This window comes from Roseobacter sp. MED193 (assembly GCF_000152965.1).
In the GTDB taxonomy this organism is placed as follows: Bacteria; Pseudomonadota; Alphaproteobacteria; order Rhodobacterales; family Rhodobacteraceae; genus Pseudophaeobacter.
This window is the reverse complement of the sequence record NZ_CH902583.1, coordinates 533046-556651: the sequence shown is the minus strand read 5'-3', so window position 1 is coordinate 556651 and position 23606 is coordinate 533046. Positions and strand designations below refer to the sequence as shown.

Genomic DNA, 23606 nt, shown 5'->3' with positions numbered 1-23606 from the left:
ACAACAGTCTCGAACCATCGGATTCGCCCATGAAACGCTATTCAGCCTTTGCTGTCGCGCGGGAAGCCCTGCGCTATCATACCGGATGGGAGCGCGCTTGGCGCTCGCCGGAACCGAAACGCCATTACGATGTGATCATCGTAGGGGCAGGCGGCCATGGTCTGGCCACCGCCTATTACCTTGGCAAGAATTTCGGCATTACCAATGTCGCAATTATCGAAAAGGGCTGGTTGGGGGGCGGCAATACCGGCCGGAACACCACCATTATCCGTTCAAACTATCTGCAGGATCCTTCTGCCGCGATCTACGAAAAGGCGCGCAGCCTGTATGAGACCATGAGCCAGGATCTGAACTACAACGTGATGTTCAGCCCCCGTGGCGTCATCATGCTGGCGCAGACCGAGCATGAGATCCGCGGCTACAAACGCACCGCCCATGCCAATGCGCTGCAGGGGGTTCAGACCGAATGGATCAGCCCCGAGCGGGTGAAAGAGATCGTGCCGATCATCAACCTGCATGGTCCGCGCTACCCGGTTCTGGGTGGTCTCTGGCAGGAGCGCGGCGGCACCGCCCGTCACGACGCTGTGGCCTGGGGCTATGCCCGTGCCTGTTCCGACATGGGCATGGACATCATCCAGCAATGCGAAGTCACCGGTGTGCGCACCGAAGGTGGCCGCGTTGCCGGGGTCGAGACCACCAAAGGCCCGATCGATTGTGACAAGCTGGGCATGGTTGTTGCGGGCAATGCCTCGCACCTGTCCGAGATGGCCGGCTTCCGCCTGCCGATGGAAAGCGTGGCGCTGCAGGCCCTGGTCTCTGAGCCGATCAAACCTTGCATGGATGTGGTTGTGATGGCCAATACCGTACACGGCTACATGTCCCAGTCCGACAAGGGCGAGATGGTCATTGGCGGCGGCACGGATGCGGCCAACAACTACACCCAGCGTGGCAGCTTCCATCATATCGAGGAAACCGTGCGGGCCCTGGTCGAGACTTTCCCGATGGTCAGCCGTCTGAAAATGCTGCGCCAGTGGGGCGGTATTGTCGATGTGACCGGAGACCGCTCGCCTCTGATCTCGAAAACGCCCGTTGGCAACTGCTTCATCAACGCAGGCTGGGGCACCGGCGGTTTCAAGGCCATCCCAGGATCCGGCTGGGCCATGGCCGAGTTGATGGCCACAGGCCATTCGCCGCTGACCGAGGAGTTCACGATCGACCGCTTCAAAGAAGGCAAGTTCATCGACGAGAGCGTCGCCGCTGGTGTGGCGCACTGACGCCGCAAAATTCGAAAGGACGGAGTAAGCACCATGCTGATCCTTGAATGCCCCTACTGCGGTGTAAAAGCCGAAGAAACCGAACTGGGTGCCGGTGGCGAAGCGCATCTGAAGCGCTATGGCCCTGGCTCGGACGACGACCAGTTCCACGATTACCTGTTCATGCGCGAAAACCCTAAGGGCGTGCATTTTGAACGCTGGCGTCATGCCAATGGCTGCGGCAAGTGGTTCCACGCTGCGCGCTGCACCATGACCATGGAGGTCTTTGGCACCTATGCGGCCCAGACCACTGAGCCACCGCAGGAGATCAAGGACAAGATCACCGCCAAACGCCCCGGCTGGAGCTGGCGCGAATTCTCGGATGCTGCAGAATGATCCGCCTCCCTGAAACCTTCGCCTTCACTTTGAAAGGTCTGAGCACATGAGCACGCGTCTCGCCAAACAGGGTCGGCTGATTGACCGGTCCAAACAGATCGACTTTACCTTCAACGGCAAGCGTATGCAGGGCTATGCCGGCGACAGCCTGGCCTCGGCCCTGCTGGCCAATGATCAGATGATGATGGGCCGCTCGTTCAAATATCACCGTCCCCGTGGTGTCGTTGCGGCGGGCTCGGAAGAGCCCAATGCGCTGATGCAGCTGGGCTCGGGTGATCGCTACGAGCCGAACCAGCGCGCCACCACCACCGAGTTGTTTTCAGGTCTGACCGCCAAGTCGCAGAACCATTGGCCCAGCCTTGAATTTGATGTGATGGCGATCAACAACAAGCTGAGCCGCTTCCTGACGGCTGGGTTTTACTACAAAATGTTCATCCACCCGCGACCGCTGTGGAAACATCTCTATGAGCCGATCATCCGCAAATCCGCCGGTCTGGGCGAAGCGCCGGACAATGAGCTGAAGGATCCTGACACCTACGAGCACTTTTACTTCTTTGCTGATGTGGTTGTTGTGGGCGGCGGTGTTGCAGGCCTGCAATCCGCCAAGGCCGCAGCTCTGAGCGGTGCCAAAGTCTTGGTGCTGGAGCAAAACAACCACTGGGGCGGACGTGCGCCCGTGGACGGCGGCACCATTGATGGCGATGCGCCTGAGGTCTGGATCGAAAAGACCCTGGACGCGCTGCGCGGCATGAAGAACGTCACTCTGCGCGATCGCTGCATGGCCTCGGGTGTCTATGACCACGGCTATGTGCTGGGCTATGAGCGCCTGACAGATCACGCACCAGGGCAGGGTGGCCCGCGCCACCGTCTGTGGCGGATCCGCACAAAACAGATCGTCACGGCGACCGGCGCGATTGAGCGTCCGCTGTCCTTTGCCGGCAATGATGTGCCGGGCGTGATGCTGGCGGCCTCGATGCGTGACTATGTGGTCAATTGGGGCGTGACCCCGGGCCAAAAGGTGGTGGTTGCCACCAACAATGACGATGCCTATCGCACCGCACTGTGCCTGCATGAGGCCGGCGTTGAAGTGGTGCGCGTGGTGGATGCCCGCGACACTGGCGGCGGTGCTCTGATGGAGGCCGTGCGCGAAAAAGGTATCCGGGTTGAGCTGGGCCGCGCCATTGCCCGTGTCAAAGATGGCCCGCGTGTGACAAAGGTGGCGATCTGCGCCCAAAACGGCGAAGGTGGCGCCCAGGAAGAGATTGATGCCGATGCGGTTGCGATGTCCGGCGGCTGGTCGCCGGTGGTGCACCTGTGGTCGCACTGCGGTGGTAAGTTGAACTGGGACAAGGAAAATGCCTTCTTCCGCCCCGATCCGGCGCGTCCCCCACTCGGCGACAATGGCGAAGGCTTTGTCATCGCAACCGGTTCTGCCAATGGCAATCTGGGCCTAGGAGCGGTGCTTGAGGATGCCGCCGTGGCTGGTGCCAAGGCGGCGGAGTGTGCTGGTTTCCCCGCCAAAGCCGTGGCTGCTGCCAAAGGCGAGTCTATGACTGAGGCTGCGATGGAACCTGTCTGGCTGATGCCTGCCAAGGCGGATATCAAGCTTCGGATGAAGACCTGGCTCGACTATCAGAACGACGTCAAAGTATCGGATGTGCAACTGGCCGCCCGCGAAGGCTATGAAAGCGTGGAGCATACCAAGCGCTATACCACGCTGGGCATGGCAACCGATCAGGGTAAGCTCAGCAACATCAACGGCCTGGCGATCCTTGCTGACAGCCTGAATTCGGAAATCCCGCAGGTCGGTACTACCACCTTCCGTCCACCCTATCACCCCATTTCGATGGGCGCGATTGGTGGCGAGGCCCGTGGCGAAATCTTCCAGCCGGTGCGCAAGACGCCGATCTATGACTGGAACGATGCCAATGGTGCGGATTGGGAGCCGGTTGGCCAGTGGCGCCGTCCGTTTGCCTATACCCGCAGCGGCGAGAGCCGTCATGACGCGGTGAACCGTGAGGTCAAGAACACCCGCGAAAATCTCGGGCTGCTCGACGCCTCGACCCTGGGCAAGCTGATCGTCAAGGGTCCGGATGCGGGCAAGTTCCTCGACATGATGTATACCAACATGATGTCGACCTTGAAGGTCGGCAAATGCCGCTATGGCTTGATGTGCAGCGAGAATGGATTTCTGTCCGATGATGGCGTTGTTGCTCGCATCGACGAGGACACCTGGCTGTGCCACACCACCACCGGCGGCGCTGATAGCATCCACGCTCATATGGAAGAGTGGCTGCAGACTGAATGGTGGGATTGGAAGGTCTATGTCGCCAATGTGACCGAGCAATATGCGCAGGTGGCAGTTGTTGGCCCCAAGGCCCGCAAGGTGCTGGAAAAGCTCAACGCACAGGCCGGTGGCGGCATGGATCTCAGCAAAGACGCGCTGCCCTTTATGGAGTGGCGTGACGGTCAGATCGGCGGCTTTGAAGCGCGCGCCTATCGGATCTCCTTCTCGGGGGAGCTGTCCTACGAGATCGCGGTTGCGGCCTCCGAAGGCCAGGCCTTTTGGGATGCGCTGATGGAAGCGGGTAAAGAGTTCAATGTCATGCCCTATGGCACTGAAACCCTGCACATTTTGCGGGCCGAGAAGGGCTTTATCATGATTGGGGATGAGACCGACGGGACCGTGATCCCACAGGATCTCAACCTGCAGTGGGCCCTGTCGAAGAAGAAAGAAGACTACCTGGGCAAGCGCGCGCACCTGCGTTCGCACATGGCAGACCCGGATCGGTGGAAACTGGTAGGTCTGGAAACCGTGGACGGATCAGTGCTACCGGACGGCGCCTACGCTAAGGGCAATGGCATCAATGCTAACGGCCAGCAAAACGTGATTGGCCGAGTGACCTCGACCTATTACTCGGCGACGCTGGGCCGTGGCATTGCCATGGGGCTGGTTAAACATGGACCGAAACGTATGGGCGAAGTGATCGAGTTCCCCGGAACCGATGGCAAGATCTTTAAGGCCAAGATCGTGGACCCGGTCTTTTATGACAAGGAAGGGGAGAAGCAGAATGTCTAATCCTGTCACCGCAACCAATGGCGCTGCCTTCACCGGTATCGCGACGGTCAAAGATGCAGGCCTGCAGGGGATGATTACCCTGCGCGGCGACCTCGCTTCCAAAACACTGCAGGCCGCTGTGAAAGCTGCTACCGGAGCCGAGGTGCCTGGCCAGCGTAAGGTGTCGCTGGCTGAGGGTGGCGCTGCTGCCTGGATGTCGCCGGATGAGCTGTTGTTGCTGGTTCCTTATGAGGAGGCCGTAGCCAAAACGGCAGAACTGGCAGAGGCGCTGAAGGGCGAACATGCCCTGGCCGCCAACGTGTCGGATGCGCGGTCTTTCTTCAGCATCACTGGTGAGGGCGCGCGGGAGGTTCTTGCCAAGATCGCTCCGGTGGATCTGTCACCCGAATCCTTTGCGCCAGGTGACTTTCGCCGTAGCAGGACAGCGCAGGTCGCCGCGGCCTTCTGGCTGCAGGAGGACGGCAGCTTCCGCGTGGTCTGCTTCCGCTCGGTTGGCGTCTATATGTTCAATCTCTTGTCCAACGCGGCGCATCCGCAATCTGCTGTGGGTGCTTATTGAGGGTCGCATTCGTTTTTAGGTTGAATTGCTGAATTTGTGAAACTAGGGTGCCCTCAAAGTGATTTTGAGGGCATTTTTCTGTGTGTCATTTGTATTTTTGCATTTGGTGGAATTGAAAAACGGCATTTTGGGTAGTGAAGGATTTTGATTTTGCGTTTTTCTAGACCAGTGTCACAGGCCGCAATGGTGGTGCTGTGTTTTGGTTTTTCTGCGCTGCCTGCTCTGGCAAAGGACATCCAAATCCGTTGTGAGATGACCGAGTTGTCCCAGGGAAAGCGGATCGTTGCCCCACTCAATCAGCACCCTTGGAGTTTGGATGTCTATCTTAACGAAGCACGAGAAGTAGTGCGCGTGCAGGGGCCTTTGACGCGGACCATTTCCAAAAATCCAATTATCGCAGTTGTGACCTCTCTAGAGGGCGGCAAGATCAAATTTCGTTGGACCATGCCCGACCTTCGAGCGGTGGAGCGCAGAATGTCAGGCTTTTACAAATTTCTGGCTTCGTTGAGCCTGACAAACAACAGGCTGATTTTACAGGTGAGTGATGATCGCCCTCATGGGACTAATCCGGCCTTTCTGACCGGAAACTGCCGCAGAGTTTGAAAAATAGAAAATGGGATATAAAATGAAACAGCTCAAAAATTTGGGCCTGGTGCTCGCGGCTGGACTTTTTGTTGGCGGTCAAGCCCATGCTGCAGACCGTATCATGTGCGAAATGACGGCGCATAGTAGTGACAACTTGGTGCCTCCAAAGGTGCTGTTCGAGTTTCGCGACAACCGCGGTTCGGCAATGGCCTATGATAGAACCATCCACCATGTATATGGAAAACCCATTGCTGCGGTGTTGGAAGAAACCGGAGCCTCTCGTTACACGATTTCCTGGACAGTCAAGAACCTGCCACTTCAAGGAAACACGACAACAAGCGCACAATACCTTGTGCGGCTGAATACGAAGACGATGAAGGCGACCTTGACGGCCTATCTGAATGGATACTTCAATGAGTCCCGTGGTACTGGCAAGTGTCAGCCGCTTTCTTAGGGCTGTTGTCTCGCATTGGCCCTGTTTTGGTGCCGATTTAGGCATTCATACCTGAACACCTGCGTTTTATCTACCTTTTCACTTTTGTGAAACTAGGTGTTGTGATAATCAACCTATGCGTGGGGTGGGGTATGCCAGCTCATCTCCTGCATGGGGGCCTTTGCTGGCGCCCCAGGGGTGTTTTGTGTAGTTTTGTGAGGAGCGTATGGCGGGGTCTCTCAACGTTTTGTTGCTTGCGGCCGCGGCTCTCCTTGGGGGGGCGTCCTCTGCCTCTGCCTCGGATACTTTCAGGTGCTCCTTGACACCGCTGAACCAGATCGGCTGGATCCCTGAACAGGTTTCTGTTCACTTTTTGGAGGGGCGAGCCTCTGCGGTGATCCACACATCTGAGGAAGGCAGTACAGTTCACGCGATTTTAAAACAGCGCAGCAAAGAAACCTACATGATGGATTGGACCCCAAGCCCTGCCTTGGCGGCAAAAGCCACTGAGCTGAGCAGCGAGCGCTACCGGGCGATCCTAAACCTGGGCAATTTGAAAGTATCGCTGCAGATACTGTCTGACATCTTTCCCGGTGCGTGGTCTCCGCGCGGGGCGGGTACTTGCATACGTCTTGACGGTACCCTGCCTTAGGTCTGTCTTTGCACGCGATACGGGGCATCAGTAACAGACCAGCGTGATGTCGTTCGGAGAGTTGTGAAGTTTCTATGGGAAATATTATGAAGTCATTTTTCACCGCAGCCATATTCGCGGTTGTTGCGCTGCCGGCCTTTGCAGGCACCCAGACCTACCATTGCAAATTTGGGGCCTCTGCGAACTCAAATTCGCGCCACTGGAAGGCAAACTTGGAGGATGTCCTGATTGAAGCGGACGAGGATCATTCCGAGTTCCGAGTCTTCAACAAGTATGTTGGCGTGAACAGCGCCCAGCCAGTTGCGGCAAAAACAAGAGACCTGAGGAATGGCAAACAGCGTCTGAACTGGAAAGTCACAGGCTTGCCGGGGAAAATGACGCGGACATTGGATGACTTTCCGGTCTCGGTAACTGATGTGAAGATCACCATAAAGTTTCGTATGGATTTTTCCAGGGGTTTTGAGGCGGTAGGTTACCAGCTGCGCATGCCAGGAGGGTCGTGGTGGCCGGAAAAAACCGGGCGATGTAGGTCTTTGGAAGGTAGCATCGAACGCTATATCAAGGTGAGGTCCTGAACAAGAAGGTTGGAAACTGAGTGAGTGCCCGCTCTTGGGTGAGGGTGTCGAACCCGGATGCCCTTCCGTTGTCCTCTAGGCAGGTGTCGTAAAAGGAGAGGCTGTCGGCCAGCTCCTGCATGCGTTGTCTGCGTGTGTCTGCATCCAGAAACGGCGCATGGGTGGACAGATACAGGGCGGGGCGGTGCTCTTTCAACCAGGGGATAAGGCTGGGGAGGACGTCAAATTCGGCGCCCTCGATATCCATCTTGACCAGAGAGACCCGGCTCAGATCTGCGGAACTGGCAAAATCCTCCCAGCCAAGGGTGACCACGTCCGAGCCATGTTCACCGTCATTCAAGAGGCTGGTCATACTGTCGCCTGCCTCGCCCCCAAAAGAGGCCATACGGGCCAGGCCGACGCCCTGGCTGAGCGCGACCGAGAAGGCCGACACATTTTGCACCTGGTTCAATTCCAGGTTCCAGGCAAGATGGCGAAAGGCAACCGGGTCGGGCTCAAAACAATAGACACGGCGCGCCTTGGCCGCCCCATATAGCACCGTGGGCCCAATCCAGGCACCAATATCCAGGTAGTCGTGATCCCGGTCTAAATGGGCATCCAGCACCGCAAATGTTTCCGGCTCCCACTGGCCAGAACAGGCCTTGCGCCAGAACTTGGAATGATAGGGATCCAGACGCAGGGGCAACCCGTTGAGCGCGTCGGCATAGTAGCCACGTGCCCGGTAGAACATCTTGCGTGCCGCAACCCAGCTCTTGGCGATCATTCCGAATTCCTTCATTTTTGCACATGGGACATGCGCGGTTTTATGGTCTTGGCTCTTGACCTGCCAAGCGTCGCGCCGCATGTATCTGCACAGGAACGCAACATTAATTTTGACAGGGGTCCATCATGGCTTTTGAACTTCCCGATCTTCCTTATGCACATGACGCGCTGGCCGCCAAGGGCATGTCGGCAGAAACTCTGGAATACCACCACGACCTGCACCACAAGGCCTATGTCGACAACGGCAACAAGCTGATCGCCGGCACCGAGTGGGACGGCAAGTCGATGGAAGAGATCATCAAGGGCACCTACGACGCCGCTTCCGTTGCCCAGAACGGTATCTTCAACAACATCTCCCAGCTGTGGAACCACAACCAGTTCTGGGAAATGATGGGCCCTGGCGACTACGCCATGCCCGGCGAGCTGGAAAAGGCTTTGGTTGAAAGCTTTGGCTCTGTTGATGAATTCAAATCGCAGTTCTCCGCCGCTGGTGCCGGTCAGTTCGGCTCTGGTTGGGCCTGGCTGGTGAAAAACGCAGACGGTTCCCTGGCCGTGACCAAGACCGAAAACGGTGTGAACCCGCTGTGCTTTGACCAGACCGCTCTCCTGGGTTGTGACGTTTGGGAGCACTCCTACTACATTGATTTCCGCAACAAACGCCCTGCCTACCTGTCGAACTTCCTCGACAATCTGGTCAACTGGGAAAACGTTGCTTCGCGTCTGGGCTAAGGTCCATCGTTTTCAATATCTTGAAACCCCGCCAGAACTGGCGGGTTTTTTTGTTTGAAAATTGGTTGCCGGAAGCGCAGAATTCAATCAAATTTGAAAAATCTACTTTTGATTGAGGGATTCTTATGCGCTTCGCTCTTTGCCTGATTATGCTCTTTTCACTAACCTCTTGCTCGGTTATCGAGCGTGAAGTCGGGTATCCCGGAGGGAACCTGGGCTATTTGGCGGATCGCAACACCTTGTTTGCCAAAGGGCAGGAACAGCGCGTGAACCGGTATCTGGTAAGTCTGGCACTGATCGCGCCGCTGGTAGCGGAAACTGCCCGCACTGGTACTGAGGCAAAGCTGTCTTCCTCTGCAATTGAGCTTCTTTATGGCAATATCGCTAAACTGAAAGCAGCGGCTTCCTTATGTAAATTCCCTGCCGGGCCGGTTTCAGAAGGGATCCAACCGAGCGATGTGGCCATAGATTGCAACGCTGAGATCTTGAAACAAAACACCAATACGGCGCTGAACTTTGAATCCTTGTCATATGACGTGGCCAAATCTTTGGGGGATGCACTGAAGCAGGCGTTCGATAATCTGGAAATCAAGGCAAATATCACACGCATTATTGCCCTGGATCCCTCAGAAATATTGCGGGCTGTGCTGGGCGCCCGCCGACTTATTCCGATCTTGATGGATTATCTCGCCACCTTTCGGGATGTCTCAATTGTCTTTGGTCAGTCTGTCGTGACTTCATGTGAGCAGAACCCAATTGCCGCCTGCGGCCCTGTTACCCAGAGTTTTGCGCGCCTGATCAACCGGCCTGCAGGCGAAAGCCTGGAGCAAGTTACGGCGCAAAGACCCATTTACGACATCTACTCCTCTTCCAAAGGAGCGATTTCTGCCGGGCTCGACTGGAAACTGGAGCAATGGCAGGTGGTGGCGCTGCTGCAGAATGTGAACCGCGCCTGCAGAAAGCTCGAGGCGATCGCTAAGGTGGATGACGATAACTTCACAGGCTGCTCAGTGGAGTGGGACAAAGTCACCGTAACCACAACTGCTCCAAGCGCGCAGAAAACCGTAAATGACGTTGACGGCGCCAGCTCGACCTTGCCCAAGGTCAATGCGCTGATCGCAGCCCATGGCTCCTAAGGGAGCGCACGAATAGCGCGCTCTCACCATCGCTGGAGGTTTTGGCCAGGATTACCTTTCGCCTGAGGCGTTTAGCAGGTTTTCGTGGTCTAAATTTAATCCGCCAGGGCTGCCAGCGCCTGTTCGGGTGTTTCGACCCAAATCAGGAAGTCTCCAAGGGAGGCATCGGCAAAACCCTGCGTCAACATGTGCTCCACCAGGTCGCGCAGTTTGTCCCAATAGCCCGCCACATTGAGAATGACGATAGGTTTGTTATGAAGGCCCAGCTGGCGCCAGGTCAGGGCCTCGAACAGTTCATCCAACGAGCCAGGGCCACCCGGTAGGACCACAACCGCATCGGCATTATACAGCATGACCTTCTTGCGTTCATGCATGGTTTCGGTGACCACATAGGTGGTGAGGTCGCTCTTGCCGACCTCGCGCCGCACCAGATGTTCGGGGATAACCCCAAAGGTCTCTCCACCGGCGTCCTGCGCGGCCCGCGCTACGACGCCCATCAGACCCACATCGCCAGCGCCATAGACCAGTCGCAAGCCGCGTGCTGCAAGCATCACGCCCAGGCTTTTGGCAGCGCTTTCATAGGCGGGCATTGCTCCGGAGCGGGATCCGCAATACACACAGACCGATTTTATGCTCATGGGATGGCCTTTCACTGAGTTTTCAAGGGGAAACACAACTGGTGTTTTGACCCTAGATAGCGCGATTGATAGGCTGCCTCAACCAGATGCGTGATGCGGTTTCAGCGGGAAACCTGTCTGGCATCGAAGGAAGGGAAAAGATGGCTGGGACAGGTGTGACAGGTGGGCTGAGTGGGATGGCTCTGGGAGGAGCTGTTGCCACGGTTGTGGTGATAGGCGGAGCAACCATGGCTTGGCTGGGCGTGTTTGACGGCAGTGAAGAGGATCGAACAACGCGAGAAGGGCCGGCCAATTCTGTTGCCATTTCCCCCTCAGCCAATCCGCCGGTGGTGATAGAAGGGGTTTCGCAGCAACCGGATCCTGTGGTGGCTGACAGCGAAGTGGTGAAGGCAGAGCCCGTGCCAGAACAGATTGAGCCGCCAGAACAGTCCGGTCAGCCGACCTCAGCATCTGACGAACCGGCGATCCCTGACACCACGACGCAGGCTGCCGCGCCCGACCCCGCAGGTGGAAGCGCAGTTGCCGTTCCAGAAACAGGGGAAGCAACTGACCTTGCCTCCTCAGCGGGGGAAACGCCGGCTAAGGAAACCGCCCTTACAGAAACAGCGCAGGCGGAAGGCGAAACTGCCGAGGCTGAAACCGAGACAGCGACCGCCTCCGTGGTGCAAGAGCCCGCAGAGGCTGATGCGACCGGGGGTTCCCCTGACAATCGAGCCGCAGAAACGGGCAATCCTGCCCAGCCGGCCGCGGCCCAGATCGCTGAAGACGCGGAGGCAGGGTCGCCGACGCAAGACGCGCCCGCTCCGGAAGCACTGGCCCAGGAAGAGACAGAGGCTGAAACAGCTGCCGAGGTGCCATTGTTTGAAGCCCCCCTACTGGATCTCGTGAGGGTTGGCCCAACGGGAGAAACAGTCATTGCTGGGCGCGCAACTGCGGGTGTGTTGGTGGAGGTGCTTCTGGATGGTGCGCCGATTGAGCAGGTCGAGGTCTCGGCAGGTGGAGACTTTGTTGCTTTTGCAGATCTGCCGCCCAGCCGTCAGCCGCGGGTGATCTCTTTGCGTGCATCTGCTCAGGGGCAGAACCTGCTGTCAGACAGCAGCTTTATTGTTGCGCCGGCAAACCCCGTTACCGCAGCTTCCGAGCCTGATGAAACAGAGCAGATCGCACAGGCGACAGAAGGGGGCGCGACAGGAGAGGGTGCCACTGATCTGAGCTCTTCGGAGGATCTGGCACAAACTGGCGAGTCGTCCAGTCAGGCTGCTACGGCGACAGTTGCCGATGGGGGGGGCACGGAGCAAGCGAATGCAGCGCAAAGCGCCCCGAATCCTGACGCGTCCCAGGCCGCTGAAATTACGCCTTCTGAAACCGAGATTGCGCAGGTGGCGGAGAGCACGCTGGCAACTGAACCAGAAACGCCAACAGCCAAGGCTCCGCAGGGTGTTGCGACGCAGGCACCGGATAGCGCGGCACCCGCTGCTATGTTGGTCGCACCTGAGACAGCGCTGACGGCGGATGCGACAACGGCAGTAGCACAGCCCGGTGCAACCACCCCGGGCGCGGTCGAAGAGATCACCGAAGCAGAGACCCAAACGGCGCCCCAGCCGCAACCCACGCAGGTGGCGGTTCTGCGCGCCGATGCCGATGGGATCACCCTGGTGCAGCCCATTGCGCAAAAGCCCCAGGGCAAGGTCGTGTTGGACACCATCAGCTATTCCGACAGTGGAGAGGTACAATTGGCAGGCCGCGCTGGTGCCTCCAGTAAGGTGCTGGTTTATTTGGATAACGCCCCTGCTGGGCAGTTTGTTGCCGCTCAGAATGGCAGCTGGGGAGGGCGTCTGCAGGCGGTGACACCGGGTGTCTATACGCTGCGCCTGGATGAGGTGAACGATTCAGGTAAGGTCCTCAGCCGCCTGGAAACCCCTTTCAAGCGCGAGGCACCAGAGGTTTTGCAGCCCCCTGCCTCAGAGGGTGCAGCAGGGGAAGGCGCGCCATTGGTGCGGGCTGTGACGGTGCAGGAAGGCGATACGCTTTGGGCGATCTCGCAGCAGCGTTATGGCAGTGGTTTCCTATATGTGCGAGTGTTTGAGGCCAATCAATCAGCCATCCGCGACCCGGATTTGATCTATCCTGGTCAGGTCTTTGCGCTGCCGGAATAACCTCCGAACACCATCGAACAAACGAGCCCTGCAAAGGCGCGTTTGTGTTGTTGCTACTGGCGGTGACGCCACCCGTCCCCTATCTGTGATGCATTAAGCCAGGAAAGCGCGCACAATGCCCCCAGCCGAGACTTCTATTGCCAGTGAGGAGCGTCGCTCTGGTCTGCGGACCCTGCGTCGCATGGGCCCCTATCTGTGGCCAAGCAAACATCTCTGGGTCAAACAACGGGTGGTGCTGGCCATTGCGGTTCTGGTCCTGGCTAAGCTGATCGCCGTCTATACACCTATGCTGTACAAAGGCGCGGTGGACAGTCTGGCAGCTGAGGGTGTCCCGCCATTGGCGTTGGGGGCCATTGGCCTGACCATCGCCTACGGTGTTGCCCGGATCCTCACCACTGGATTTCAGCAGCTGAGAGATGTGATCTTTGCCCCGGTGGGTCAGCGCGCCCTGCGGCATCTGGCTCTAGAGACCTTTACGCATATTCACCGCCTGTCCATGCGCTACCATATAACCCGCAAAACAGGCGGCCTGTCGCGGATCATCGAGCGCGGGGTCAAGGGCGTCGAGTTTCTTTTGCGGTTCATGCTATTCTCCATCGGCCCGCTGGTGCTGGAACTCACTCTGGTGGCCGTTGTCCTCACAGTGCTGTTTGACGCCTGGTACCTGGTGGCGGTTGTTGTGACCATCGGGCTCTATGTGTGGTTTACCTTTGCCATCACTGAATGGCGGGTCAAACTGCGCCGCGAGATGAACAAGCAGGACACGGATGCCAATCAGAAGGCAATCGACAGCCTGCTGAATTATGAGACGGTAAAATACTTTGGCGCTGAAAAACGCGAGGCAGAGCGTTATGATGGGGCGATGCGCGCCTATGCGCAGGCCGCGCTCAAGACCGCCTATTCCCTGGCATTTCTGAACTTTGGACAAAGCTTGTTCATCACAGCTGGCCTTGTGGCCGTGATGGTGATGGCGGCTATGGGTGTGCAGAACGGAGAGCTGACCGTTGGCGATTTTGTCATGGTCAACGCCTATATGATCCAGATTACCGTGCCGTTGAATTTCCTGGGCACAGTTTACCGTGAAATCCGCCAGAGTCTGGTCGACATGGGAGAGATGTTCGATCTGCTGGAACAACCCGCCGATGTCTCTGATGCGGATGCCGCCAAGGCGTTAAAGGTTTCCGGCGGAGAGATCAGGCTACAGGATGTGCGCTTTGGGTATGATAGCGACCGGGAGATCCTAAAGGGGGTCAATTTGGTGGCAGGGGCCGGACAAACGGTCGCTATTGTCGGCTCTACCGGGTCAGGGAAATCCACCATCGGTCGGCTGTTGTTTCGCTTCTATGATGTGACGGGCGGGGCACTGACCATTGATGGTCAGGATGTACGCCAGGTGACCCAAGAGAGTCTGCACGCCGCAATTGGGGTGGTGCCGCAGGATACGGTGCTGTTCAATGACACCATTCGATACAATATCGCCTATGGCCGCGATGGGGCCACCCCGGCGGAGGTAGAGCAGGCGGCGCGTGATGCTCAAATTCATGACTTCATCATCAGCTTGCCAGAGGGCTACGACACCCAGGTTGGGGAGCGCGGACTAAAGCTGTCGGGTGGCGAAAAACAGCGAGTGGGCATCGCCCGTACCTTGTTGAAAAATCCACCCATCCTCCTGCTGGACGAGGCAACATCGGCACTGGATACGGATACCGAGCAAGAGATCAAGGATGCACTGGAGCGCGCCGCGCAGGGGCGCACGGTCCTGACAATTGCGCACCGGCTCTCGACGGTAGCGGAGGCCGATACCATCGTCGTTCTGGAACAGGGCGAGGTGGTAGAGCAGGGCAGCCACGATGAACTCTTGGCTCGCGACGGGCGCTATGCGCATCTGTGGCACCGCCAGCAATCAGATGATCAATCGGCTGCTTGAGGTGAAATATTTGCCACCGCCTGACAGGCTGTAAGCCCAGGAAACACCTGTGACATACGAGGCATCTCGGTATGTTCTACGATCTGATTTGGGTTTTATGTGCCGGTCTTGTTCCGCTTTTGACGCTGCTGCGACTCCAGGTCTGGTGGGTGCGTGGACTTGAGTTTCCAGCGCTACAAATCACAGTGCTGACCTGTTTGGTTCTACTGGTTTACCCATTCATTTTTGGAGGGCAGGGGGCGCTAGATATGGCGGCAATCAGCGTCGCTGACGGTCTGTAGCATTCTGCAAGTGAGCCGTGTGATCCGATATACGCCACTGTTTCCAAAACAAATTCAAACAGCACGTCAATTACGGCCCAAGGATCAGTTGACGGTTTTGGTGGCCAATGTTTTGACGACGAACCGCTCGGTTGAAAGGGTGCTCGACCTCGTCCGGGCGCAAAAGCCAGACATTTTTCTAGCCGTTGAAACCGACGGCTGGTGGCAGGCGAAGCTGGATGGACTCTCGCCTGACTACCCCTACAGAGTGCAGCGGCCGCTGGACAATCTCTATGGCATGTCGCTGTTTTCGCGGCTTGAACTGCGCGATCCGCAGGTTTTGTATCTGGTGGAGGATAAGGTTCCATCCATACATGCGGGTGTTGTTTTGCCAAACGGGCATCTTCTCTCGTTACATTGCCTGCATCCTGCGCCTCCCAGTCCGACTGAAAACGAAACCTCTGTTGAACGGGATGGAGAGCTATTGCTGGTGGCAAAAACTCTGGATCCGCAGGCACAGTCCGTCGTGTTGGTGGGGGATCTGAACGATGTGCCCTGGTCGCAAACAATTAAGCTTTTGCAAAAGCTCGGAGGTCTTCTTGATCCGCGGGTCGGTCGGGGTTTCTTTAGCAGCTTTCATGCTGACTTCCCGCTGCTACGCTGGCCGCTGGATCAGGTATTTTGCACCAGCGACTTTACCTTGGTCTCGTTTGAACGGTTGGGACATGTCGGATCGGATCATTTCCCTATTCAGGCCTGTCTTCAGCACACACCCCGAGCCCAAGCGCTGCAGCGCGAACCGATGGCTAATGACAAGGATCTCCTGCGCGCGCAGACCAAGATTGAAAGCTCCGGAGCAGATGAACAGGCGCTTGGGCCTAAATCGGGCCCGCTGTGATGCGGCCAGCGCCGTCTATCTTCCTTTGTTGTCAGAGGTTTGTTTCTGCGTCATAGCTCGACATGTACCTCATGCATCCACAATTTTGGTGGGCGCGACAACATAAACACCACCACATCGGCCAGGTCATCGGGCTCGGTAAAGATATGGTTGGGCACTTCTTCTCCGGCCTTGGCAAACATCCCCGTATTGGTGCCACTTTGATAGAGCGCAGCAACCCGCACACCGGTTTCGGCCTCATCCTGTTTCAGCACATCGCTAAAGCCACGTACCCCGTATTTGGTAGCAGTATAAACCGATTGCCCTGCCTGGGCTACAACGCCGGATTTTGACACCACATTCAATATGGCCGCCTCATCGCCGTTTCGCAATGCGGGCAAAAAGGCCTGGGTCAATTGCATCAAACCGGTGAGATTGGTTTGCACCGTGGCAACTAGATCATCGGCAGGGATGCTCTCCAGTGGGCCAGCTTTGTGCCAGATGCCGGCATTATTGATCAGAATGTCGATCTCACCAAAGTCCGCCAGGATCTGCGCCGCAGTTGCGGCAATCGCCTTGGCGTCCATCAGGTCCATGGCATAGTTCCGCGCCTCTGCGGCCCCCTCTGACAGGGCTGTCTCACAGACAGTTTCCAGGCGGGCCTTATCGCGTCCCAGGATAGCCAGGCGGCAGCCCTGTGCGGCGAGTTTGAGGCAGATGTGTTTACCAATGCCATCACTGCCGCCTGTGACCACGACGGTTTTGTTCTTGAGCTTCATTACGTAGCCTTTTGTCCGGTTCCAGCAGGGAAGGGTGAAGGGGAAACCTATCACAGCTCGCGGCCGGAGACAGCGCAAAACGCGCCCTCCCCAGAGATGGCTGGCTCAAGAAAGGGCGCTGATTTTCTCCTAATTGCCTAGTGCAAGGCCTGCCCCGAAAGGGCGGTTGGTTCAGGTGAGTATGGGCTGGGCAAATAGGGGCTAGGCGAGTGGGCATGGCCCTTTTTGAGCGGATGTGGTCCGCTCCAGGCTTGGTTCATCCAGATTGCGGCAGGTACGGAGGCTTCAGAGGTAAACTCATCCTCATGGAGCGCAAGGCTGAGCTGTGCGGCGTCATGTTGCGCGGTGACGGTCAGATAACCACCAGGGTGTGCGGTTTTGGGGGTATCCAGCAAAAAGGCGGTGCGCCCCCAATGACCGTCGGAGTGCAGGCCGTTATCGACCTGGACGCCCGGGGCGAGCTGCATTTCAAAACTGACCAAGACCGCTTGGATCCGGCCCCGTTTCGAACAGCTGAGCTGAGCTGTTGTTCGCTGCGGGTCGATGCGGGGATTTGCAAAGTCAAAGTCAAACAGCTCAGTTGTGCCCCCCAGGGGTCGCAGAGCGCTGGTTGCAAAATCGCACGGCGTGATCTGTGCAACGCGCGCTAGCCTGTTAAAGGCTGTGAGATCAAACCCTTCAGCCTGCTGCGGTTGCCATTGATCGAGCAACTTCTGGCTTTCGACCAGTTGTGCCTTAAGAACACCGCGTTCCGGGATCGCACGGGCATTGGGCTTTGCCAGCCGCGCCATGGCATGGGTGAGAGTCGCCAGCGCGCCTTCACCCAGTAACACGGTATCGACAATCTCCGACAGGACCAGATCTGCGGGCTCTGGCATATCGACGCCAACAACGATGTCATGGGACCATTTTTGCAGCACTGTGATGCGCTCGCTCAGCCCATTGTCTTTGATCACCTGTTTGGCGGCCTGGGCGATCAGCGGTTGCTGCTCGCAGGTATAGACATGTTTCGCCCCAGCACGTGCCGCCAGCATCGCGGTCAGCCCGGCGCCGCAGCCGATATCCAGCACCACATCTCCGGGCTTGACCTTGGCCTTGATGGCCTTGGCATATGCGGCGTTGCGGGCCTGGTCTGCCAGCATCGGAAAGTGCCACCGGGGCACAAACATCTGATGGAGCCGTTCTTGAAGCACCTGTGCGGCATGGTGGTGCGGGTCCAGGGAAAGCGCTTCAGACAGCAGCTGTGATGTCCTCACCCCGCCATCGTTCAGAGGTTCCGATTTGGCGCGCTGCACGAGGCTTTCTGCCGCTGTCAGGGCCTGAGAATGTGAGAGACCTGCAGCAGAGTTTGGAGTTTTCAGCAACTTTTAATTTTCCCTATTTGAAGCAAATGCGACTGATTGGCATATTCGCGTGGCCGCTCTAAGAAATCGTAAAAGACAACGCGCATTCAGGTGGGGATTCAGGAAAATTCCGGCAAAGAAAAAGCGCCGTCGGAGGAGGTCCAACAGCGCTCTTATTGATTGGGTTCAGCAGAGAAGTCTGCGTTCAAATGGGGGCTGCCTTACTCCGCCGCGCGCAGGGCACCAGAGCCGGGTTTTACCTCCGAGGTCGCATCCGTTTCGACGTGGCTGGATTTGCCCAGCGGCTGCGCAGAGATCAAATCATCCCAGATGATTTCGCTGGTTGGCAGCTTGCGCGCTCTTTTCGCCAGTCGCATGTCCTGGGCAATCCGGCTAGAGCGACCGCCGCTTACGCGGGCAAGCAGACGTCCCATCCAGTTCAGGTAGGTCGAGAGCCAGACGCGGATAGCCAGCAGCGAGGGGGTTACCATCAGTGTGAGCACTGTCGCGATGCCGAGGCCAAAGACCACCGCTGTGGCCAGTTGCTTCCACCACAGCGCTGTGGGGCTGTCGATGGAATAACCACCACCAATAAAGTCCAGGCTGATACCAAACATCATCGGGGCCAGGCCTGCCATGGTGGTGACGGTGGTCAGCAGAACCGGACGGATCCGGGCCTCGGCGGTGCGAATGATCGCCTCGATCCGCGGCATGTGCTGGCTGAACTCCTGATAGGTATCGATCAGAACAATATTGTTGTTCACCACGATCCCTGCCAGAGCCACAATCCCGGTGCCTGTCATGATGATCGAAAACGGCTGTTGCATCACCATCATCCCGATCAGCACGCCAGTGGTGGACAGCACCACCGCCAGCAGCACCAGCACCGAGTTATAGAAGGAGTTGAACTGCGCCAGCAGGATCACGAACATCAGAGCCAGTGCCCCGGCAAAGGCCTTGGACAGGAAAGCGCCGGATTCGGCCTGCTCGTCCTGATCCCCAGTCCATTCCCAGTCCACCCGTGGATCCAGCGGGTTTGTCTCGAGCCATTCGGTTATTTTGGCGATGCGTTCGTTGGCGTTTACCAAAGAGACCTTGGCACCGCCATCGATGGCCTGCTGCACAGCTTCGCGGGTCTCAAAGGCAACATACTGGTAAATGGTGTATTCTTTGCCATTGGCATCCGTAACCACCTCGCCTTTGGGGGGCAGCCCATCGGGAATAGTCTTGATCAGTGCGAGGATGAGCTGACCTTCGCCATGGGGGTTATCAATCGACACACTATGCAGGCCGCTCTCGACATCCGCTTTGACATCATAGTAGCGCTCCTGGTCGACCCGGTTGATCTGCGCCAGTTTTGGCACAGGTTTGCGGGTGATGAAGTTTGACAGCGGGACCAAACCATCCGCGGTGCGCACTTTCAGATTGTCCAGGGTTGCCAGAACCCGATCTTCATCGGGCAGGCGGACGCGGATTTCGATTTCCTCATCAGAGCTGTCGACCCGCATGGTGTCCAACAAGATCCCGCGTGTTACCAGCTGCACCATAGCACCCACGGTGGCCACATCCGCGCCATAGCGACCGGCCTTTTCCACATCCACGTCGATCTGCCAGTCGATTCCGGGCAGGGGCAGGCTGTCTTCGACCAGGGTGAGCCCCGGGGTTGCGTCAAATTTGGCGCGCGCCGCGAGCGTTGAATTGGCCAGTGCTTCCCAGCTGTCGCCGCGTATCCGCAGATGCAATGGCTTGCCAGAGCCAGGACCCTGCTCCAGAGCATTGATCTCAACAAAAAATCCAGGGATTTTTGCCAGTTCGCTGTTCAGCTCTTCAATCACGGTGTTACCGTCAAACTTGGTCGCAGTGACTTCGCGTGTCAGCAGATCAAAGAACCAGGTCTCGGTCTGGGTGGGGCGATCCTCCCAGGGGATGATTTCGAACTGCACCTGACCCACGGTATCGGCCGGGGCCTGGTTGTTGCTGGGACCGCCAGTCGACAACCCGCCTTCGCCGGCAAAAGAGAAGACATTGATCACAGCCGGATGGGCCATGATGGCCTGTTCGGCCTGCTGTACCATCTGGTCTTGCTCATGCAGGCTGAGGTTACCACGAGCGCGGACATAGGCGGTGGCCTGTTCCGGTTCAGATTCTACAAAGAACTCCACGCCATAATTGTTTTCGCCAAACATGGTGAACACCGTGCTGATGCCAAAGGCGACGACGACTAGGGTAACCAGCGGCATTACCGGGTTGCCGGCAATGAATTTGATCACATAGCCAAAGGCGGTGTGATGATATCCCGCTTGAACGCTGCGTTCTTTGCGGGTGATTTTTGTGGCACCCAGAGTGATCGAGGCGGCAAAGGCCGCGACAATGAAGACCAGCCCACCAAAGGCGAGCCCCGCGAGGGGGGCGGTGCCCTCCGGCAAAAGGTAGCTTGGATTGAGCATCTGCATGGCGCCGACAAACATGCCCCAAAGGGCAGGGGGAACCAAAAGAGCCCGTAGCCACCAGGGCGCGACAGAGCGTAACCAGTTGGACGTGCCTTCAAACACGCGACTGATGCGCCCGGACAAGCCACCCATAACCGGCAGGTAGATCAGCGCCACCACCAAAGAGGCGGAGAGAACAAAGATCAGCGTGACCGGCAACATACCCATGAACTGACCGGGCACCCCAGGCCAGAACAGCATTGGCAGGAATGCACAGAGCGTGGTCGCAGTAGAGGAGACAATCGGCCAGAACATCCGCTGAGCTGCCTCAACATAGGCATGCATCGGGCCGGTGCCCTCTTTGATGCGTTTGTCAGCATATTCCACCACCACGATGGCCCCATCCACCAGCATCCCAACAGCCAGGATCAGGCCAAACATGACGATGTTTGAGATAGAGACCCCCATCACGGCCAGGAAGGCAAAGCAGAGCAGGAAAGAGGTAGGAATTGCAAAGCCCACGAGCAGGGCCGCGCGGCTGCCAAGGGAGGCCAGAACCACGATCATCACCAGCGCCACGGCTGTCAGAACCGAACCCTCCAGCTGGCTCACCATGGAGCCAACCACCCGGCTCTGGTCATTGGAGGTCCCCAGGGTCACAGAGGCTTTGAGCTCTGGCGGCCATTTGGTCTGGGCCTTGGCCAGGGTTTCTTTCACCAGATCTACCGTGTCGATCAGGTTAAAGCCTTTGCGCTTTACCACCTGCAAGGCGACGGTATCGTCCCCGTTGAAACGAGCGGTGCCTTCGCGGTCTTCAAAGGTGAAATTGATCTCTGCCAACTCACCCAAGGTTACGATGCGGTCGCCATTGGTTTTGACCGGCAGACCGTAGATATCGTTTACGTCATTGAAGGACGACGGGATCTTGACCGAAAAGGTCCCTTGTTCGGTTTCCACCTCACCTGCGGCAATCAACTGGTTGTTGTTTTGCACCACATTGATCAGCTCAACCGCTGTGATGTTGTAGGATTCCAGGCGCAGAGGGTCGATGATAACCTCGACCATCTCGTCGCGATTGCCGGCAATGCCGGCCTCCAGTACCGCGTCTAGCGCCTCAATCTCGTCCTGCAGATCCTTGGCGATACGGGCCATGGTGCGTTCCGGCACCGCGCCAGTCAGGTTGACGATCACAATGGGGAATTCAGAAAAGTTGATTTCCGTCAGCGAGTAGGTCTCGGCCCCGTCAGGGAACTCCGCCTCTGCCCGTGTCATGGCATCGCGCACATCCGCCATCACGGCGGTCTTGTCCCAGCCAAAGTCGAACTCCAGCGCCACACCCGCGTAGTTTTCCGCCGCGGTGGCACTCATCTTATCGAGCCCGTCGAGATCGGCCAGCTCGGTTTCCATGACCTTGACCAGCAGGCTTTCGGCATCTTCGGCTGAAATGCCGGGGAAAGAGACAGAGATGAAAAGGGCAGGGATTTCGATATCCGGCTCGCCCTCTTTGGGCAGGCTGGAATAGGCAAAGCCCCCAACCAAGATCGAAATCATGATGAAGGCGATAACCATTCGGGCGCGGTCTGCAGCCCAGGAGACGACGCCGATCATTGGGTGGCCTCATTCAGATAACTGGGAGCAACGGCGACACCGCTGGTGACAAAATCCTGTCCCGTGACAATAACATCTGCCTGTTCCGGCAGGCCTGCGACCCAAATTCCGTCGGCTTCGTCGCGCAGCAATTCAACCGCAGCAAAACCGGCTGTTTGGTCGGCATTGACGAGCCTGACGCCAAGCTGCCCGTCTTTGTTGAGAGTGAGCGCAGACTGCGGCAGCTTATGGGCTGTCGCCCCCTGAGCGGCAATTGCGATATCCGCTGTCTGCCCGTCGCGGATCGCGAGATCCGGGTTCGCAACGGTGATTTCCACCTCGAAGGTGCGGGTGGCCTGATCCGCAGAGCGGCTGACAAAGCTCACAACACCTTGGATCTGGGCGCCGGTGGCCAATTCCGCTTGTGCAGGGGACCCCAGACTGACGCGATTGACCTGGGTTTCTGGGACAAAGCCGACAACCTTGATCGTGTCGAGCTGAATCACTGTAGCGCAGTGGTCCCCGGGCAGAACCAGGCTACCGAGTTCCGCGCTGTCGCTTTCCAGCAATCCATCAAAGGGGGCGACAATGGTCAGGCGTTCAATTTCCTTTTGCGCGGCTCCAACAGCGGCAAGGGCTGCTTCGATCCCCGCTTTTGCGGTTTCCAGCCCACCCTTTGCGCTGGCCACGCCTGCCACTGCAGAGCGTTCTGTCGCTTTGGAGGCCGCCAGGCGGGTTTCAGAGGCATATCCGCCCTCCGAGAGTTTCTCGGCAGCGGTGAGATTGATGATTGCCTCGCTCAGTTTTGCGTTGGCCTCATCAAGGCGGGCCTCTGACACGGGCATATTAGCGCGGGCTTCGGTCAGCCGGGCCTGTGCTTCCAGCAACGCCGCCGGGCGGGTGCCGGGATCGAGGCGGCATAGGACGTCACCTTTTTGAACCTGCACCCCCTTGCGCAGAGGTTCAGAGATCACAGTAGAGGAGGTTTCAGCACGCAGATCAACCTCGCGCACTGCCTGGGTCATGCCGCGCAGGATCACCGCCCGGTCAAAAACCTGTGCTTGGCTATGGAGGGCAACCACTCCGATGCGATTTTCTGCCAGCAGCTCATCGGCGCCGGACTGGTCGGTGCTTTCTGCACCTGTTTCTGCAGGAGCTGATTGTGTAATGTCTTCTGCCCCTTCGCCACGGGCGAAAGCCAGCAGTGTTTCACGCTCGATGACTAGGAAATACAGCAGTAGGGTGACCAAAACGGCGGTTATAAGGGGGATCAGTTTCATCTCGGGCCTTTCAAAATCTTTTCGTTTGGTAAACGCAGGTGACCAAACACACCGGAGATCCCGCCAGATCTGCTGCGAATTGATAGTCGCGATCTAAGTATTGTCCACACTAAACGGAACAGTTCAGCTCAGATTTATTGGAAAAAAGTAGAGGTTTGCCTAAATTTCCCC

19 protein-coding genes are annotated in these 23606 nt (G+C 57.6%); 13 read left to right on the top strand and 6 right to left on the bottom strand.

What is annotated here, in order from left to right:
* Positions 1 to 29 precede the first annotated feature (29 nt).
* From MED193_RS05115 to MED193_RS05080, 8 genes are all read left to right on the top strand, one after another.
* Positions 30 to 1274 carry a sarcosine oxidase subunit beta family protein gene (locus MED193_RS05115; RefSeq protein WP_009808590.1) on the top strand — a complete coding sequence of 415 codons (1245 nt, stop codon included), beginning with the start codon at positions 30 to 32 and terminating at the stop codon, positions 1272 to 1274.
* A 33-nt stretch (positions 1275 to 1307) separates the two neighbouring features.
* Positions 1308 to 1649 carry a sarcosine oxidase subunit delta gene (locus MED193_RS05110; RefSeq protein ID WP_009808589.1) on the top strand — a complete coding sequence of 114 codons (342 nt, stop codon included), beginning with the start codon at positions 1308 to 1310 and terminating at the stop codon, positions 1647 to 1649.
* 46 nt (positions 1650 to 1695) lie between these two features.
* Positions 1696 to 4728 carry a sarcosine oxidase subunit alpha family protein gene (locus tag MED193_RS05105; RefSeq protein ID WP_009808588.1) on the top strand — a complete coding sequence of 1011 codons (3033 nt, stop codon included), beginning with the start codon at positions 1696 to 1698 and terminating at the stop codon, positions 4726 to 4728.
* A complete protein-coding gene (locus MED193_RS05100) occupies positions 4721 to 5287 on the top strand; it encodes a sarcosine oxidase subunit gamma (RefSeq protein ID WP_009808587.1) in 567 nt (188 codons plus the stop codon). The genes MED193_RS05105 and MED193_RS05100 overlap by 8 nt, the downstream gene beginning before the upstream one ends.
* A 150-nt stretch (positions 5288 to 5437) precedes the next feature.
* Complete coding sequence (locus MED193_RS05095; RefSeq protein WP_157041281.1) at positions 5438 to 5890, top strand: hypothetical protein; 453 nt, start codon at positions 5438 to 5440, stop codon at positions 5888 to 5890.
* Between the two features lie 22 nt (positions 5891 to 5912).
* A complete protein-coding gene (locus MED193_RS05090) occupies positions 5913 to 6326 on the top strand; it encodes a hypothetical protein (protein ID WP_157041279.1) in 414 nt (137 codons plus the stop codon).
* A 298-nt stretch (positions 6327 to 6624) separates the two neighbouring features.
* Positions 6625 to 6957 carry a hypothetical protein gene (locus tag MED193_RS05085; RefSeq protein WP_157041277.1) on the top strand — a complete coding sequence of 111 codons (333 nt, stop codon included), beginning with the start codon at positions 6625 to 6627 and terminating at the stop codon, positions 6955 to 6957.
* A gap of 74 nt (positions 6958 to 7031) precedes the next feature.
* The gene (locus MED193_RS05080) at positions 7032 to 7532 is read left to right on the top strand and encodes a hypothetical protein (RefSeq protein WP_157041275.1); all 501 of its coding nucleotides are present in this window, start codon (positions 7032 to 7034) and stop codon (positions 7530 to 7532) included.
* Here MED193_RS05080 and MED193_RS05075 read toward each other — a convergent pair.
* Positions 7516 to 8295 (bottom strand): FkbM family methyltransferase, encoded by a 780-nt coding sequence (locus MED193_RS05075; RefSeq protein ID WP_254655432.1) that lies wholly within the window; start codon positions 8293 to 8295, stop codon positions 7516 to 7518. The genes MED193_RS05080 and MED193_RS05075 overlap by 17 nt on opposite strands.
* 125 nt (positions 8296 to 8420) lie before the next feature.
* On the opposite strand from MED193_RS05075, the gene MED193_RS05070 reads away from it, so the two are divergent.
* Positions 8421 to 9023, top strand: a complete 603-nt coding sequence (locus MED193_RS05070; RefSeq protein ID WP_009808581.1) for a superoxide dismutase — start codon at positions 8421 to 8423, stop codon at positions 9021 to 9023.
* 125 nt (positions 9024 to 9148) lie between these two features.
* A complete protein-coding gene (locus MED193_RS05065) occupies positions 9149 to 10159 on the top strand; it encodes a hypothetical protein (RefSeq protein ID WP_009808579.1) in 1011 nt (336 codons plus the stop codon).
* 95 nt (positions 10160 to 10254) lie between these two features.
* Here MED193_RS05065 and MED193_RS05060 read toward each other — a convergent pair whose 3' ends face one another.
* The gene (locus MED193_RS05060; RefSeq protein WP_039965907.1) at positions 10255 to 10797 is read right to left on the bottom strand and encodes a TIGR00730 family Rossman fold protein; all 543 of its coding nucleotides are present in this window, start codon (positions 10795 to 10797) and stop codon (positions 10255 to 10257) included.
* A gap of 140 nt (positions 10798 to 10937) precedes the next feature.
* Between MED193_RS05060 and MED193_RS22255 the strand changes: the two genes are divergently transcribed.
* From MED193_RS22255 to MED193_RS05045, 3 genes are all read left to right on the top strand, one after another.
* Positions 10938 to 12953 (top strand): LysM peptidoglycan-binding domain-containing protein, encoded by a 2016-nt coding sequence (locus MED193_RS22255; protein ID WP_157041273.1) that lies wholly within the window; start codon positions 10938 to 10940, stop codon positions 12951 to 12953.
* Positions 12954 to 13068: 115 nt separating this feature from the next.
* Entirely contained in the window at positions 13069 to 14880 is a 1812-nt protein-coding gene (locus tag MED193_RS05050; protein WP_009808576.1) for an ABC transporter ATP-binding protein/permease, read from the top strand.
* Positions 14881 to 15171: 291 nt separating this feature from the next.
* Positions 15172 to 16038: an endonuclease/exonuclease/phosphatase family protein gene (locus MED193_RS05045; RefSeq protein ID WP_198133853.1), complete on the top strand. Its 867-nt coding sequence runs from the start codon at positions 15172 to 15174 to the stop codon at positions 16036 to 16038.
* 50 nt (positions 16039 to 16088) lie between these two features.
* Here MED193_RS05045 and MED193_RS05040 read toward each other — a convergent pair whose 3' ends face one another.
* The 4 genes from MED193_RS05040 to MED193_RS05025 form a co-directional block, all read right to left on the bottom strand.
* Positions 16089 to 16796, bottom strand: a complete 708-nt coding sequence (locus tag MED193_RS05040) for an SDR family oxidoreductase (protein ID WP_009808573.1) — start codon at positions 16794 to 16796, stop codon at positions 16089 to 16091.
* A gap of 137 nt (positions 16797 to 16933) precedes the next feature.
* Positions 16934 to 18160 (bottom strand): 50S ribosomal protein L11 methyltransferase, encoded by a 1227-nt coding sequence (locus MED193_RS05035; protein ID WP_009808572.1) that lies wholly within the window; start codon positions 18158 to 18160, stop codon positions 16934 to 16936.
* 200 nt (positions 18161 to 18360) lie between these two features.
* Positions 18361 to 22176, bottom strand: coding sequence for an efflux RND transporter permease subunit (locus MED193_RS05030; RefSeq protein WP_009808571.1), 3816 nt, complete (start codon positions 22174 to 22176; stop codon positions 18361 to 18363).
* Positions 22173 to 23435, bottom strand: coding sequence for an efflux RND transporter periplasmic adaptor subunit (locus MED193_RS05025; protein ID WP_009808570.1), 1263 nt, complete (start codon positions 23433 to 23435; stop codon positions 22173 to 22175). The genes MED193_RS05030 and MED193_RS05025 overlap by 4 nt, the downstream gene beginning before the upstream one ends.
* Positions 23436 to 23606: the final 171 nt, after the last annotated feature.

What these genes read in the sequence shown, in the direction of transcription:
- MED193_RS05115 (WP_009808590.1), top strand. Translation starts at nt 30, where the DNA reads ATGAAACGCTATTCAGCCTTTGCTGTCGCGCGGGAAGCCCTGCGCTAT.
- MED193_RS05110 (WP_009808589.1), top strand. Translation starts at nt 1,308, where the DNA reads ATGCTGATCCTTGAATGCCCCTACTGCGGTGTAAAAGCCGAAGAAACC.
- MED193_RS05105 (WP_009808588.1), top strand. Translation starts at nt 1,696, where the DNA reads ATGAGCACGCGTCTCGCCAAACAGGGTCGGCTGATTGACCGGTCCAAA.
- MED193_RS05100 (WP_009808587.1), top strand. Translation starts at nt 4,721, where the DNA reads ATGTCTAATCCTGTCACCGCAACCAATGGCGCTGCCTTCACCGGTATC.
- MED193_RS05090 (WP_157041279.1), top strand. Translation starts at nt 5,913, where the DNA reads ATGAAACAGCTCAAAAATTTGGGCCTGGTGCTCGCGGCTGGACTTTTT.
- MED193_RS05080 (WP_157041275.1), top strand. Translation starts at nt 7,032, where the DNA reads ATGGGAAATATTATGAAGTCATTTTTCACCGCAGCCATATTCGCGGTT.
- MED193_RS05075 (WP_254655432.1), bottom strand. Translation starts at nt 8,295, where the DNA reads ATGATCGCCAAGAGCTGGGTTGCGGCACGCAAGATGTTCTACCGGGCA.
- MED193_RS05070 (WP_009808581.1), top strand. Translation starts at nt 8,421, where the DNA reads ATGGCTTTTGAACTTCCCGATCTTCCTTATGCACATGACGCGCTGGCC.
- MED193_RS05065 (WP_009808579.1), top strand. Translation starts at nt 9,149, where the DNA reads ATGCGCTTCGCTCTTTGCCTGATTATGCTCTTTTCACTAACCTCTTGC.
- MED193_RS05060 (WP_039965907.1), bottom strand. Translation starts at nt 10,797, where the DNA reads ATGAGCATAAAATCGGTCTGTGTGTATTGCGGATCCCGCTCCGGAGCA.
- MED193_RS22255 (WP_157041273.1), top strand. Translation starts at nt 10,938, where the DNA reads ATGGCTGGGACAGGTGTGACAGGTGGGCTGAGTGGGATGGCTCTGGGA.
- MED193_RS05050 (WP_009808576.1), top strand. Translation starts at nt 13,069, where the DNA reads ATGCCCCCAGCCGAGACTTCTATTGCCAGTGAGGAGCGTCGCTCTGGT.
- MED193_RS05040 (WP_009808573.1), bottom strand. Translation starts at nt 16,796, where the DNA reads ATGAAGCTCAAGAACAAAACCGTCGTGGTCACAGGCGGCAGTGATGGC.
- MED193_RS05030 (WP_009808571.1), bottom strand. Translation starts at nt 22,176, where the DNA reads ATGATCGGCGTCGTCTCCTGGGCTGCAGACCGCGCCCGAATGGTTATC.
- MED193_RS05025 (WP_009808570.1), bottom strand. Translation starts at nt 23,435, where the DNA reads ATGAAACTGATCCCCCTTATAACCGCCGTTTTGGTCACCCTACTGCTG.